The following is a 13,344-nucleotide window of genomic DNA, read 5'->3' on the forward strand; positions in this document are numbered from 1 at the left end:
ATGAGTTTTTTTGTTACTTTTTGTATTTATTTTCATTTTTTCTTAAAACTAATAGTTGAACTTATTCAGCACTAATTTTATATCATCGTTCAATAGATAATATTCTGAAAGATGTTAGCTATTTTTCTAAATTAGCCCTTTTAGATTTTATCCTAGAAGTGATTTTAGTATTTAAAATGAATGTAGATTGTCTCATATCTTCCTAAATTTTAGATTTTGCGATTTTCCCCTGTAATCCTTTCCTTGTCTAACTTTCCGCATTGCATTACCCTTGCGATTCGTATGCGACACATGCGATATCTAGCCGTTCATGTCGCATACTCCGCATTGGAATCGCACACCCTTTGCAACATGGATAACCTTGTGCCATGGGGGTTTCAGCCATAAATCGAAAAATCGCAACTATTTCAGCAATGCCGGATTTAATTCGATGTAAGTGGAGCGGTTAATTGTCACCAGACGCACATAATTAAACTCGATCAACTCATTTAAACATGGGTCAAATTCCTTCGCTTTTCTTATCTGAAGCGGTGCACCTTTCATTGCTACCGTTTTTTGCAGTCGGTTGGTTTTTCCCTTCTTGCACTTGATCAAAAGATACTTGAGCAGCTTCTCAGAATCGTTCTCATCAGCTACCTCAATATCTGAATATCGGAACCACTCAGACAATGAATATCTAATAACAGCACAAGCTGCCTGCATGATTTCAGAATCAATTTCAGACTTGTTTTCAAAGTAAGCCAAGACAGCACCTAAACGCCTGGCAAGCTCATTTGCACGACTGGCGAAAGGCTGCATAAATTCAAACTGTTTTCCGCTACCTTGCAAAATTTCACACTCATTGTAGAACTCAAGCTCTAATAACTCTGCTTCACTAGATAGCTGCATAACTGGAAAATATGGAACCTCTCCTGAATCATTTAAGAGGACTGGCAACTCATCTTTTAAAATATCTCTACACCGATTCCAAAATTTTGTTAGTCGTGGGTCATTGTGTGAATTTTTCAGCTTTTGCCTAAATTCAACTGTATGCGTTCTTTGCCCAGCAATGCTCTCTGGAGCAGCCAAAATAAATCGTGGTAAAAAGCCCTGCTCTCTTAATATCGGATCATTTAAAGCTCCAACCAGTACAGCACGTTGCCCAAGTAGGTTGAATGTTAGGCGAACATCATAGGCCGTTCCGTTGTCATCAGATGAAGCGCGGCTTCTCTGACAATAGCCCTCATCAAATATTTTCGTAAATGCACCTAACGCGCTTTTGGCCGTGTCACCCTTCATTGTGTGACCATCAAAGAACTGCCCAGCCTCATCGCTACTCAATGAAGCATATTTAACAATTCCTTTAATATAAAACTTGGTCAAGGCTTCAATAGTAATGTCAGAAAAAATACTGGTCGGATCGGTTGGTCTTGGATTATCTAAAGCCCACTGCGCGAACTCTTTAGATTCAACTGTTTTTGATTTAGCGTTCCAATCCTCTAAATTTTTTCTGTATTCATCATACTGCTGTCGCTCATGCTCTCTAATAGGCAATTCAACCAACTTTTGACATGATGATTTACGTCCACCGCTACCGCCTTCCGTTAAAAAGAATAAGTGGGCTGGCATACCCTCCCTGTTGGTTTCTTTGGGTGCATTAACCTTACCTTGTGCTAAAAATGAGATACTCGCTAAAACACATTGAGCAGCCATTGCAACCGGAGCTTGCACATATTCAGCGGTTGCAAGAATCGCATTCCTCACGACTTCCGGTAGCTCATCAATAGGATAAGGTTTTGATTGAATGAGAGTGTCATTTCTCAGGCTTATCGGAGCTTGCCAGTTATCCAGCTTTTCAGCTCTCCGATCCACTGGCATCTCCTCAACTTGAGGCTGTGCGATTAGGTCAGATTCGATTGATTTTATGATCTGCTGTTTTTTATCAAGGAAAAATTGCTTTATCTGATTTGGTGGAAGTGTTTTAAAGCTATCATTCACCTGAACAAATAAATCAGCATTATTGACTGGTGGTTTCTCACCGACCATCATTCTAAATATTGTTTCAGGCATACCATTGTTTATAATCTGATACGCTGCATCAATATCTTTATGAAGCACAACGGCCTCTCCAGCCTTAGCAAGTTGCACAAATAAATCTATATTGTCTGTACCTAGAACATACGGCATATATTTATTATTTGTGTTGCTTGCGAATATTCCAGCTTTACCAATAGAGAATGATATTTTTTTAGAATCGATTTCTTTACATGGTGTCTGGCTAGTATCGTACTTTTTGGCCGTGCCTCTGATTCCATACCCTATTACTTCAGTTAATTCATTAGGATTAACCAGAGGGAGTGCTTCACATTCTTCACAGTTATAATCCGGCAATTTAGAGTAAATATAACTCTCAGGCTTAACTTTAAAATGCTGCTCATCAATGCAGCCTTTTATAAAATCTTCAATCGAATGATATTCGGTTGTATTGCCTGTCACCGGATCGGTGCTTGCTGCAAATGGTGCGTTAAAAATGATTTTTGCATTCATTTTTCGCCCTCCAACTCAGAATCTGAAGGATTTAAGCTCAACACCCAATTTCTTATTTCATTTTCACGATAAAAAATTCGAGCTTGCTTTTTATCTCCAAATTTTATCGGCTTCGGAAATGAAGAATCTTTATGTTGCAAGTTATATAGCGTATTTCTACTAATTTTTAAAATACGACAGACATCTTTAATTTTGATCAACATTTTATCTTCTCTCTGTTAAGAGAACATCATGAGAAATGCTGAAAAATGATGAATTTCATAAATATGCATATCTCAATTCTGTTCTTGAAATGGATATGCACATAATTGAGCAAAACAGGACAGTAGGCACTGGTATAAATAAGGCTAAAAAATGAAGCCTTGATAACCTTGACTAATATCTATTTATGTGATTGCAGAGTTTAAAAAATATAGCTTATATCTAGAAACGGCTTTGTTACATAAACATTCTTCAAAATACTGATTTTTAAAGATTTGTTTAAATTTTAACCCAAAAAATAAATTAAACAAAATCATAGCCTTAGATGTTTATGCAACAAAGCCTCTAGAAACTATCATCTCGTAAGATTTCCATATTTATAATATTATTACTTTGATCACGATTATAAATTTTCTTATATTGTGTAATTAATACACTTATATTTCTATTATTTATTATATTTTCTATTTGTTTTTCATCCATTGTTTTCCCATAAAAAATTAAAACTAATTCTGATATAAAGCTTTTTGACAATGTAATACCTATCAAAGATAGAAAGATATCATAGACATCCCGAACAAATTTATTTATTTTTAAGTTTCTTTCTTTTTCAACCAATTCCTTATTATTAATATTTGAATAACCAATATTTTCAATATATTTATTAAAAATATAATCTAGATCCGATATTTTTTCTATACTTGAGTTATTTAAAATTAAATTTTCACAAATTTTTCTTTGCATCTCATTTTTTACAACAGCACCTCTTAAAGATATAAATAAACTAGCCATAAATAATTCAATTTCATCTTTATACCACAATTTAAAATCTTGAAAACCCTCTGTACTATTGATAAATTTATTATAATCTCTATCTATTTCTTTAATTTTCTTATTCTGATAATTCTCTTTATTCTTAATATTAGATATATAGTAGTCTGTAGATTTATCATATGCTGTTATTATAATTATAAGAGAAATTACACCCATTTTTTTATTTTCTAAGTAATTAAATATTTTATTATTATTCAATAGAATTTTAATTTTTTCTAGGTTTTCACTATTTTTCAGTAAATTTATAGAGTAGTAGAAATCAAAAGCAGCAAATAATATTTCTTCATTTTTAAAATAATTTTTAAAGAAAAAATCATCCACTTGGTTTGATAATTCCAACTCATACTCTTCAGCACTTTTACATTGTTCAAAATCGACTTGATCTAATTTAAATAATTTCGAAATTTCTTCACTATTCATATTAAGCCTCTTAATTAATATTGCTTCAAGGTGGATTTAAAATTAACTATAAAAATTAAAATATTGAAAATTTTGATGATTTAAACAACAAAAAAAGTAGTTATTGAGATAAAGAATGGAATGGCAGTACTCGCCATAAATCTTATTGTTTTTACATTGAAATTAACTGATTGTTTTTGTGAGTATTTTTTATATTTCAATATGAAATATAGACTTGATATAAAACAAGCGATTAGAAAACTCATCATTATAGCCATTCGGTAATAGTCAATGGATAGGTCTGTTCCTACTGTAAATTTCTGAAATTGGTAATAGTTGCTTCCTGTGAGAAATAAAAAACATAGTAACCCTAAACCTATTGAGCGATATTCTGTATTTTTATCCTGATCTTTGTATAAAACCTTAGTAATCATCATGCTTAAAGTAAGAAAAAGTGGAATCAAAATAACTATAAAACTGACAAGTAAGTTTCTAAATAACCAAGATTTAATATCTGGATCATTTCTAAATTGATAGATATTCCAAAATGGGAAAAAGGCCACTGGAAAGAAATACACATAGGACAGCTTGAAAGAATCCATATTTTTAATCATGAGTGATCACGGTTCCTGCTATATAGTCTAATTTCACTGCTTACTCTCTGGAAATAAAGTCACATTTTGAAGTGTATTATTTAATTAAAACCAGTATAAAACTTCTCAATCAACTGGCGTGTCTTGACCAGCAAATTGCTAAACACGTTCTCCCGCTCAAACAGCTTAACCTTATAGTTTGGTAAGTCCTTCAACTCTTCTTTACGTGGTAGGCGTTTGGTGAACTCATAATGCTCCAGAACCTGCTTCATCGCTTCTGGTTTCAGGTTTTCTTCTTTACAAAGATGCTGATAGGCCTGTTCTTTTTCAGCATCCCAGAATGCAGCAAAAGCCCTTTGGACGCTTTGACCATTGATCATCTTAGGCATGTTTTCTTCAATGAATTTTTGAATGAGGTCTTGCTTATCGTGCAAGCTAATATCGCTACTGATTAAGTCATAAATTTGCGCTTGGTACTTCTGACGTTTGTCCTCTGAGTCCGTATCAACAACAAGCTGTAGGAGGTTGATGATATAACCAACATTGATACGGTCACTGTGCAGTAAATCCAGTTGAAAATCGACATCATCCAGCACCGATACTTTTTCTTTCTTGGTGGTCTTTCTAACGGCACGGCATAGGTCAGCATACTTGGAAGCAAAGTTGGCAAAGTGCTGTTTATCTAATGCGGTTTGATCCTGGTCATATTCAATAAAAGTTTGTAATTGCGCGTTGTAGCGCATCACTTCACGGAAAGCTTTAATAAATTCCAGTTGCTGTTCTTCAGTAACAAGATCATCGACTGATTGGTAATTGGGCGTTAAGGCAAACATTTTGCTCACCGCTGCTTGGTAATCCTGTTCGATTTCCGCATAGCTTGGAACAAGGACGATCTTGGTCGTTTCTTTGTTGGAAAATAGTGCCAGCGCTTCATCCGTTGCACGTTTTAGGTTACGGAAACAGATGATATTGCCAAATGGTTTTTTATCGTTGTAGACACGATTGGTACGAGAGAATGCTTGAATCAAGCCATGATATTTTAGGTTTTTATCGACATACAAGGTATTTAACGGCTTAGAGTCAAAGCCCGTGAGGAACATATTGACCACAATTAGAATATCAATTTGTCTGTTTTTTACGCGCTGTGCAATGTCGCGGTAGTACGCATAAAATTGATCACCAGAATTGTAGTTGGTTTTGAACTGTCGGTTGTAATTGGCAATGTAGCGATCCAGCTTATCCCGACTGGATGAATTGACCTGACTTGGAATATCTGCGGCTTCTTCATGAATCAAGCCAGTTAAGTCATCAGTCGGTACAGCCTCATTTGCCGCATAGGAAAAGATGGTGGCAATGGTCAAAGGCTTAAATATCCGACCTTGTGCTTCATCTTCAATTTGCTTTTCAGCCTGCACCTTTTCAAAGAGGTCGTAATATTGGGTCAGTGTTTCGACCGAACTGACACAGAACATTGCGGTAAATTCGCGATTACGAGTTTTGGTATCGTGAATATTGACAATGTAGCGGGCAATCATTTCAAGGCGTTGCGGATTGTCATACAGTTCTTTGGTATCGATGCCTTCTACATCTTCCTCATAACTTTCATTCGTCGCCATTCCTTTGGCGGTGTATTTGCCCCGATAATCAATTTGGAACTGCAAGACATTACGGTCACGGATGGCATCGACAATCACGTATTTATGCAAACACTCATTAAACAGGTAGTCTGTGGTGAGTTTTAAACCTGCTTTGCTTTGGCTGTTCTTTTCAAAAATAGGCGTACCGGTAAAACCAAACATTTGTGCATTGCTGAAGAATTTTTTGATGTTCTGATGGGTCTCACCAAATTGACTGCGATGACATTCATCAAAGATAAAGACCACTTTTTTATTTTTAAGATAATCAATCGATTCTAAATAACGGTCGGTGCTGATGGCTCGATTGAGTTTTTGGATGGTGGTCACAATCAGTTTGTCATGACGTTGATCCAGCTGTTTCACCAAGGTCGATGTGTTATCGGTGCTGTCCACGCTGTCGGCTTTAAAAGCATTAAACTCACGTGAGGTTTGTGTGTCGAGGTCATTACGATCCACCACAAACAGGACTTTTTCTACATCAGGCATTTGCATGATGATCTGACTGGCTTTAAATGAAGTCAGGGTTTTTCCTGATCCTGTGGTATGCCAGATATAGCCGTTCTGATCGGAGTTTTGCACATGCTCCACAATTTTCTGTACTGCATAAATCTGATAGGGACGCAGCACCATCAGGCTTTTGGTGGTTTCTAGCAGCACCATGTACTGGGTCAGCATTTGGGTCAGATGCTGCTGATTGAAAAAAGCTTCGGCAAAGTCGACAATTTCATTGACGTGTTTGTTGCTGACATCGGCCCATGGAAAGGCAAACTCGATGCCTGTGGTGCCGTTGGAGTAGTAACGGGTATTGGCACCATTACTAATCACAAACAACTGGATAAAGCCAAATAGCCCTTGCCCAGCCCAATACGCTTCACGAGTATAACGCTGAGTCTGGTTAAAGGCTTCGGCGATTTCCATGCCGCGTTTTTTCAGCTCGATCTGTACCAAAGGCAAACCATTGACCAGTAAGGTCACATCAAAACGGCTGGTTCTGCCATTATAGTCGCGGTGGTCGATGGTGATTTGATTAGTGACCTGATAAATATTTTTGCTAGGATCATCAGACAGGAAAAAAAGGTGTTTACTGCTGCCGTCATCAAATTTGACTGGGAACAGATCACGCAGATTTTTGGCGCGTTCAAACACTGTACCCGTATTTAAAAAACTGATGACCTGTTTCCATTCCGTTTCTGACAGTGGCGCTAGTCCATTGGCGCGTTCGACTTGGGTTTTCAGGTTAGACAGTAGTTGGCTTTCGTCCTTGAGCGTGACTGAGGCATAACCTAATTGCTGTAGCTGGCCAATCAGTTCATTTTCAAGTTGATATTCGCTTTGTACTGTCATTTCCTTTTCCCTCTAAAATCTTAAATTATTCACTTCAATGTTTGTTTAATTAAACTCAAGATATATTCTAAATTTTCACTATCTTTAACTTTCACAGCACAATAATTTCCATCAACCACATCCTTAAAAAAATTTCTAGGATCATCGATTAATTTCTTTCTTTGCTCACTAATATCAAAACGTATGAAATCTTTGAAAAAATGCACATATAAAAGATTGGAATTCTTACATTTAAAGGCAATATAGTTTTTTCGAATATTCATTTCTATGTCAGGTGCTAGATTTAAAATCGAATCCCTGAATTGCTCATATAGCTCTTTAATGTCATCAGACTTATCCGCCAAGTGATAAGCTTCATCATATGTCTGGATTTCTTTAGCAATTTTTTTAATGTCTTCAGACCCCATCTTTTGCACTTGCTTAATTGAAGGGGCTGATTTGGTTTTCTGCAATGGATTGACTGAAATAATTCCACCCTGATAGCGTTTGATTTCCCACAGCTCAATGCTGAAGTCTTTAAAATTAGTAGACTGCTTTTGAAAGTCAGTAAAGCTCGGTGAAACAAAGATGATTCGGCTCTGGGACCAGTCGACATCCTGACGTTTAAGCTGTTTGCTCTGGCTCTCATTGTACTCAACGATAAAATCGGCCTTATAGTCGAGCATCATATTCAGATAAGAAACGCCTTGGTCAATCACGCTATAATTGCGTTCACGCTTGTATTCGATAATTACGAAGGCCTGACTTTCGGGATCGAAAGCTAGCGTGTCAATACGATTATTCTTGATCGTGAACTCGGACTTGATGAATTCCAGACCTGTAAAACTGTAAAGATTACTTTCAAACAGGCTTTGAATCTCTCTTTCCAGACGAAAAGGATCTTCTGTAAGTTCTACTAATGACTGTGCTTGGGTTTGATAAAGCTGCATTAAAAATCTCGAATTATTTATTCTTCAAATGTTTGTCTAAGCGGATTCCTCAAAGAAACACTATATAAAAGTTTTAATCTCTCAATTGTCATTGGAAGACCATTTTCGGTTTTATGGAGCATGGCGTGACAATTTGGACAGACTGGTCTTAGATCTTCTTTAGGGTCTACTTCATATTGTTCGCCAATCGTGTGCAAAGACTTAAGATGATGTACATGGATGAAATCTTTAGCAAATGAGCCATACATATGTTCAAAGCTCAAGCCACAAACGCAACAACGTGTTCCATAAATTTCTATACATTTAGCCCTTGCTTCAGGGTTACGCTCATATTTATTCACTAAAACCGTTTGCTTAGCTCCTTCAGGAAAAGTTTCATTTTCTAAACCTGCTTCATCTGGATAGTCGGTATTCACACTATCAGTTTTAAACTCATTAAAAATATGAGTTAAAAAAATGCGGATTGGATCATTTGAAGCTTTATCTCGATCTGTGCGACGGCCTTGAATAGGAGCATCAGGAATTAAGTTTTCCTGTCTGAAATATTCAAAAGACAAAGTGGATTTATCCACTTTGTTTAACTTTTCAAAAATAGAGTACCCACCTAGATAACTTTCAATTTTCTTTTTATCCGACCAAAATGCTTTCTGTGCTACTGGGTATTCTGAGTTTTCCGCATGCCTAATAACTTTGAATTGATACATCACCTTTGAGATGGGTTGGGTCACATATACATGAACAATATCATTGATTTGTAACCCTTTACCTTCACTAGTGGCTGAATTCTTCCAATAAATCTGCGGCAAAGCCTCATAAGCTGCTTCTAAATCAAACTCAGCATAATTCACGGTTACTAGCCAATTTGCCATAACTTTCCCCTACACAAACATCTGCTGTAACAAGCCTTTTTTCCACTTTTTGGCTTGTTCAATTTGCTGTGCTACGACTTCAATTTTTTCGTCAATCGCAGAGAGAAAATTGGCAATTTTGGTTTGTTCTTCAATGCAAGGGATTCTAAATTTAATTTTTCTTAATTGATTTAGAGAAAGTACTAACTGAGATGTTCCAACTGCATATTGAATATATTTATGCTTATGAAAATTCAAACACTCATAGAAGAACTTATTATTTCCATTTTTCATGGTAAAAACAGGATAATACGTACTAATTATCCCCGTAATGTTTAATTCATTAAGATTGAAGAAAAAAAGTCCATCATCACTTCTTGATCTATATGTTATTTGATTAGGTTGAATGATATTAAAGCCTATATTTTCTCTATCAGCTAAGCGGCTATCTTCAAAATATTCAGCTTGACGAATTAATCCTCTCCTCGATGAAGTTAATACTTCATATTCATCTTGAATTTTAGAAGAATCTTTAGACTCTTGAATATACGGATCAAGTTCAGATAAAACCCACTCCCCAAACTCACTACCATCATCCGCTTTAAAACGAATTTGCAGGCTAAACAACTTCTGCATCATGCCTTGTTTATATTGGCTGAGTAGCTCATTCTTTTGCGTGAGTTGGCTAATCTTTTCATCCACAGCAGAAAGAAAAGAGGCGATTTTGGTTTGTTCTTCTTTGGATGGGAGATAAATATCAACATTATTAATCGAGGTTGTATTTAAACTAGGCACACCAGTTGCTTCATTTAATCCAAGCCAGTTCACTTGCAAAGCGTGTTGATAAATGAATAAAGGATAAATATTCTGCTTAATTTCTGAATAAAAAAGAGTATCTACTGTCCAAAATTTTTCATTTACATATTTTGGTTGATCAATTGTACCTTTACGACCGATAAGAATACTTTCACCATCGTATAGGTATTGATTGACATAACGCATCACACCGCCTGTGCCGTAAACAGGTATTTCTCCATCCTCAAGTAATTTATGATCTTTACCATATTTAATAGTAAGTGCATCTTTATATTTTTGCGCAGACCAATCCCCATCAAATTCTTTAAATCTTAACTTTGGCGTAGCCATTACTTCACCTCCGAAAATGGTGAAACAATACCTAGCTCTTTACAAAAATCTGCAATGATGGCATCGGTTTTTTGGCTGTCTTGTTCCAAAGCTTGAAGCTGTTTTGCAATCGCATCTAAATCAATCTCGGCTTCCGCTTCAAAAGTATCCACATAACGCGGAATATTCAGGTTGTAATCGTTATCTTTCACTTCCTGCAACGTCGCGACATGCGCATATTTTTCAATATTTTCACGCTTTTCAAATGCCGCAACAATCTTATCCAAATGCTCAGGCAATAACTTGTTTTGGTTCTTCTGCTTTTCAAAATCATTGCTGGCATCAATAAACAGAATATTGCCGCTCTGCTCACGGTTTTTCTTCAACACCAAAATACAGGTCGGAATAGACGTACCATAGAAAATATTGGCGGGTAGACCAATAATGGCATCCACCACGTTCATCTGTTCAATCAAATACTGACGAATTACGCCCTCACTCGAACCACGGAACAATACGCCATGCGGTAACACCACCGCCATAGTGCCATTGTCATCCAGTTGATACAGCATGTGCTGTACAAAAGCCATATCGGCTTTAGAACTTGGCGCCAGTTTGCCATACGCAGCAAAACGTTCATCTTGTAAAAATAACGGATCGGCAGACCATTTTGCAGAAAATGGTGGATTCGCCACCACTGCATCAAACTTTTTATCTAAATGCTGCGGACGGGTTAAAGTGTTTTCCTGCTTAATATCAAACTTGGCAAAATGCACATCATGCAGAATCATGTTCATGCGTGCCAAGTTGTAGGTGGTACGGTTCATTTCCTGACCGTAAATCATATCGACATCTTTGACTTCACGTTTTACCCGTAGCAACAAAGAACCTGAACCGCAAGTCGGGTCATAGACTGAACGTAAACGCTCTTTACCTTGGGTGACAATCTTCGCCAGTAAGGTCGATACCGTTTGCGGCGTATAGAATTCCCCCGCTTTTTTGCCCGCGCCTGAGGCAAATTCACCAATCAGGTACTCGTAAGCATCACCCAGTACATCGGCTTCGGTATTACTAATATCAAAATCAATGTCATCTAAATGACTGAGGACTTTCGCCACCAGTGCATTACGGTCACTGGCATTATTGCCGAGCTTGGTCGAGTTTAGATCCAAATCTTCAAACAGGTTGGCAAAGTCATCGGCAGAGTCGGTGCCTAACGTGCTTTGTTCAATTGATTTTAAGGTCGCAGTTAAATCATCCAAAATGAATTCGCCCTGACGACCACGCTCGGCTAAGGTATGGAATAGCTGTTTTGGTGTGAGCGCATAACCGACTTCGGCAATGGCATTCTTTTTAATTTCTTCGATGTACGGCACATGCTCAGCATTATTTTCATCTAATTCTAAAAAGCTGACTTCTTCGCCATCCAGCAATTCATTAGCAAAATTAACCGACTTTTCTGATAAATATTTAAAGAAAATAAAGCCCAGTATGTAATCACGGAATTCATCGGCGCCCATGGTGCCACGCAAAGTATTGGCAATATTCCAAAGTTGTTTTTGTAATTGTTGCAGTTGTACTTGGGTCATTGTTATGCATGTCCGATGAAATGAATAAAACATGACTAGTGTACCGAAAATTAAAGTTTTTTCAGCAAAATTGGATATAGAAAGACAAAATTTGTCGCACTAAATGCATATCAATAATATTGATATATAAGGTTTTATTTGGATTTTAAAAGATTAACAGGCTCAAGTATCATAATTTAAATTAAGGCCTATATCAAAATTAAAGATATTTAAAACATTAATTATAAACAAAATAAATAATAAGACAGTTTGTTAAAGTTGGCCATATTCAGCATCAATATACGCATTAATTAATGTCCAATCTTCAGTTTTTGAAATTTCACGTGGAAGCTCTGTTTCAAAGGATTCATAAAAATATCTACGCATACAATACTCAGTATAAGAATCCGCATAGGTTTCATAACGCGCGATGATTGTTAAGTCCATCACAGGCATTTGTGCTTGATCCCATCGTTGTCTTTTCCGACTGAAAAAGAATAGTTTCCCGAAGGTATATAAACGTCCCGCCTGTTGTCGATTACCTCTGAATACAGCATAAATTTTAAAATAATTCTGCCATGCAAGAAGATCATTGAGCGCTTTGGTCTGATCTTTCTGTGAAATCACTCGATTGAGAATTTGGGTTAATTCTCTTTTTAGTTTTTCTATTTCAGTTTTCTTAAATCGCCACGTCCATGAGAAATTCTTGTTACTTTTACGGTAAAACTTAGTCTGATGTTCAGCATACTTTTTATGGCTTAACCGTACTAATTCAGCCTCATATTTTCCAAAATCCAAGCTTAAATAGGGTTTATTCAATATGAAATTAAACTGTTCATTGTCTTTATAGTAATGACGGATAAAAGTTAATTCTTGCCCGACTGTGATTTTGTCCCAGATAACAGGTTCAAGTTCAGCAATTTTATCTTTTGATGTATATGCTGAACTAGTTGTTGAAGTCACTTTGCCTATGGTTTCTTTGCTGTGACGATGGCTATTAGGGGTTTTGATCAACAAGATAAATAACCACTCATCTTTATAAAGAATGTCTTGAATAATGAGATCAGCAACAGGTAATCCTTGTTTTAGTCGATATGTTCTTTGCCGACTGGTTAAATTTAATGAATATCGTTCGGTTAATTTATGAATAATCTTTTCAATATCAATTTTACCTAACTCAGTTTGCACTATAAATTTGCAGTAAAAATATGATCCTCTTGTGACCTTATCTTGAATTTTTTGTGCGGTGTATTTTGTGTGGGGGCTGTAATCAATCATTTTATGTCATCCAACTATGCACTTTTCATGTCAATCAACAATCCACTTAAGTCCAAATTTCT

Annotated in this window: 10 protein-coding genes; all 10 read right to left on the minus strand. The window is 36.4% G+C overall.

What is annotated here, in order from left to right; translation table 11 throughout:
• Window positions 1–402: 402 nt before the first annotated feature.
• The 10 genes from VXP95_RS05630 to VXP95_RS05675 all read right to left on the minus strand — a co-directional run bounded on the left by VXP95_RS05630 (window position 403) and on the right by VXP95_RS05675 (window position 13,282).
• The gene (locus VXP95_RS05630; RefSeq protein WP_416711645.1) at window positions 403–2,526 is read right to left on the minus strand and encodes a DUF3987 domain-containing protein; all 2,124 of its coding nucleotides are present in this window, start codon (window positions 2,524–2,526) and stop codon (window positions 403–405) included.
• On the minus strand, window positions 2,523–2,729 hold the full coding sequence (locus VXP95_RS05635) for a helix-turn-helix transcriptional regulator (RefSeq protein ID WP_160241410.1): 207 nt from the start codon (window positions 2,727–2,729) through the stop codon (window positions 2,523–2,525). The genes VXP95_RS05630 and VXP95_RS05635 overlap by 4 nt, the downstream gene beginning before the upstream one ends.
• A 343-nt stretch (window positions 2,730–3,072) precedes the next feature.
• Entirely contained in the window at window positions 3,073–3,981 is a 909-nt protein-coding gene (locus VXP95_RS05640) for a hypothetical protein (protein ID WP_416711646.1), read from the minus strand.
• A gap of 80 nt (window positions 3,982–4,061) precedes the next feature.
• Window positions 4,062–4,574, minus strand: coding sequence for a hypothetical protein (locus VXP95_RS05645; RefSeq protein WP_416711647.1), 513 nt, complete (start codon window positions 4,572–4,574; stop codon window positions 4,062–4,064).
• A gap of 80 nt (window positions 4,575–4,654) precedes the next feature.
• On the minus strand, window positions 4,655–7,534 hold the full coding sequence (locus tag VXP95_RS05650; RefSeq protein ID WP_416711648.1) for a type I restriction endonuclease subunit R: 2,880 nt from the start codon (window positions 7,532–7,534) through the stop codon (window positions 4,655–4,657).
• 29 nt (window positions 7,535–7,563) lie between these two features.
• Entirely contained in the window at window positions 7,564–8,463 is a 900-nt protein-coding gene (locus tag VXP95_RS05655) for a DUF5655 domain-containing protein (protein WP_337710008.1), read from the minus strand.
• A 17-nt stretch (window positions 8,464–8,480) separates the two neighbouring features.
• A complete protein-coding gene (locus tag VXP95_RS05660) occupies window positions 8,481–9,332 on the minus strand; it encodes an HNH endonuclease (RefSeq protein ID WP_337710006.1) in 852 nt (283 codons plus the stop codon).
• A 9-nt stretch (window positions 9,333–9,341) separates the two neighbouring features.
• Window positions 9,342–10,457 carry a restriction endonuclease subunit S gene (locus VXP95_RS05665; protein WP_416711649.1) on the minus strand — a complete coding sequence of 372 codons (1,116 nt, stop codon included), beginning with the start codon at window positions 10,455–10,457 and terminating at the stop codon, window positions 9,342–9,344.
• Window positions 10,457–12,025, minus strand: coding sequence for a type I restriction-modification system subunit M (locus VXP95_RS05670; RefSeq protein ID WP_337710002.1), 1,569 nt, complete (start codon window positions 12,023–12,025; stop codon window positions 10,457–10,459). Before VXP95_RS05670 ends, VXP95_RS05665 begins: the two co-directional genes overlap by 1 nt.
• A 252-nt stretch (window positions 12,026–12,277) precedes the next feature.
• The gene (locus VXP95_RS05675) at window positions 12,278–13,282 is read right to left on the minus strand and encodes a hypothetical protein (protein WP_416711650.1); all 1,005 of its coding nucleotides are present in this window, start codon (window positions 13,280–13,282) and stop codon (window positions 12,278–12,280) included.
• Window positions 13,283–13,344 lie beyond the last annotated feature (62 nt).

The sequence above is a fragment of the Acinetobacter sp. 226 genome (assembly GCF_048147925.1).
Lineage (GTDB): Bacteria > Pseudomonadota > Gammaproteobacteria > Pseudomonadales > Moraxellaceae > Acinetobacter > Acinetobacter pecorum.

What these genes read in the sequence shown, in the direction of transcription:
- VXP95_RS05645 (WP_416711647.1), bottom strand. Translation starts at nt 4,574, where the DNA reads ATGATTAAAAATATGGATTCTTTCAAGCTGTCCTATGTGTATTTCTTT.
- VXP95_RS05670 (WP_337710002.1), bottom strand. Translation starts at nt 12,025, where the DNA reads ATGACCCAAGTACAACTGCAACAATTACAAAAACAACTTTGGAATATT.
- VXP95_RS05660 (WP_337710006.1), bottom strand. Translation starts at nt 9,332, where the DNA reads ATGGCAAATTGGCTAGTAACCGTGAATTATGCTGAGTTTGATTTAGAA.
- VXP95_RS05655 (WP_337710008.1), bottom strand. Translation starts at nt 8,463, where the DNA reads ATGCAGCTTTATCAAACCCAAGCACAGTCATTAGTAGAACTTACAGAA.
- VXP95_RS05665 (WP_416711649.1), bottom strand. Translation starts at nt 10,457, where the DNA reads ATGGCTACGCCAAAGTTAAGATTTAAAGAATTTGATGGGGATTGGTCT.
- VXP95_RS05640 (WP_416711646.1), bottom strand. Translation starts at nt 3,981, where the DNA reads ATGAATAGTGAAGAAATTTCGAAATTATTTAAATTAGATCAAGTCGAT.
- VXP95_RS05650 (WP_416711648.1), bottom strand. Translation starts at nt 7,534, where the DNA reads ATGACAGTACAAAGCGAATATCAACTTGAAAATGAACTGATTGGCCAG.
- VXP95_RS05630 (WP_416711645.1), bottom strand. Translation starts at nt 2,526, where the DNA reads ATGAATGCAAAAATCATTTTTAACGCACCATTTGCAGCAAGCACCGAT.
- VXP95_RS05635 (WP_160241410.1), bottom strand. Translation starts at nt 2,729, where the DNA reads ATGTTGATCAAAATTAAAGATGTCTGTCGTATTTTAAAAATTAGTAGA.
- VXP95_RS05675 (WP_416711650.1), bottom strand. Translation starts at nt 13,282, where the DNA reads ATGATTGATTACAGCCCCCACACAAAATACACCGCACAAAAAATTCAA.